General features: G+C 60.3%; 2 protein-coding genes and 1 pseudogene. 2 read left to right on the plus strand and 1 reads right to left on the minus strand.

Annotated features, from left to right (window positions below):
• Both B3873_RS13370 and B3873_RS13375 read left to right on the plus strand, forming a co-directional pair.
• Positions 1 to 212: pseudogene (locus B3873_RS13370) on the plus strand (ABC transporter); the annotation flags it as partial.
• Between the two features lie 49 nt (positions 213 to 261).
• The gene (locus B3873_RS13375) at positions 262 to 492 is read left to right on the plus strand and encodes a DUF6447 family protein (protein WP_114987892.1); all 231 of its coding nucleotides are present in this window, start codon (positions 262 to 264) and stop codon (positions 490 to 492) included.
• 59 nt (positions 493 to 551) lie between these two features.
• Here the strand turns inward: B3873_RS13375 and B3873_RS13380 are convergent.
• Positions 552 to 1,121, minus strand: a 570-nt coding sequence (locus tag B3873_RS13380) for an alanine:cation symporter family protein (protein ID WP_286866653.1), incomplete at its 5' end; no start/stop codon positions are given.

The following is a 1,121-nucleotide window of genomic DNA, read 5'->3' on the forward strand; positions in this document are numbered from 1 at the left end:
TGGTGCAACTCGGACTGAAGCAGGCGATGAAGGGGCGAACCGTGTTGGTGATCGCCCATCGTCTGGCGACGGTGCAGGAGGCCGATCGCATTGTGGTTCTTGAAAAGGGAGCCGTGGTCGATCGAGGAACCCACGACGAGTTGATGCAGCGTGGTGGGCGTTACCGCGAATTGTGCGAACGGCAGTTCATTCGAGATCGGCAGAAGTCCTGAAGCCCTCTACGATCTGGCCGCCGGTACACCGCCATCCCGGCGATGAACGATGACTGATTCCGCAGCCAACAACCCCGTCTTGACCTTTGAAGGCAAGCGCTACGACCTCAACACCCTTCCTGATGAGCTCAAGGAGCTTGTGCGTGGCATGCAGGTTGCCGATGCTCAACTGCGGATGCACGAAGACACCCTCAAGGTTCTGGCGGTGGGTCGTCAGAGCCTGGCGACTCAGCTCAATGAAAGGCTCAAGTCCGTGACTCCGTTGCCCGATCAGGGTTGATTGACTGCCAACAAAAAAGGGGGGCTAAGCCCCCCCTTTTTTAGTGCTCGTCGTTGTGCTCAGTCGCTGAAGCTGTAGGCCTTGGTGAGTTTGAACACGGTTCCGGAGAGCAGGATCAGGGCCACGAGGTTCGGGAGGGCCATCAGGCCATTGAGCGTGTCGGCAATCGACCAGATCACACCGCGGTCGCCGGCGACAGCACCAATCACGACCACAGCCACCCAAGTCAGACGGAAGGGCAGCACGGCGGAATCACCGAACAAGTAGGTGGTGCAGCGTTCGCCGTAGAAGCTCCAGCCGAGAATGGTGGTGAAGGCGAAGACCACCAGTCCCAGGGTGACCACCACGCCGCTGCCGGCGATGCCGGTGTTGAAGGCAGCGATGGAGAGGTCTGCGCCGCTGAGCTTGTCGCCGGCTGCATCGAGGATCAGATTGGCTTTGGTGGTGATGATCACCAGGGCAGTCATCGTGCAGATGATCAGGGTGTCGATGAAGGTGCCCAGCATGGCCACCGTGCCCTGGCGAACGGGATCATCGGTTTTGGCAGCCGCATGGGCGATCGGAGCGCTGCCCAGGCCCGCTTCATTGGAGAAGATGCCCCGCTTGAAGCCCATCAGCACCACCTGACC

Origin of the sequence: Herbaspirillum sp. UBA812 (assembly GCF_002296545.1) — a bacterium.
GTDB lineage: Bacteria > Pseudomonadota > Gammaproteobacteria > Burkholderiales > Burkholderiaceae_D > Herbaspirillum > Herbaspirillum huttiense.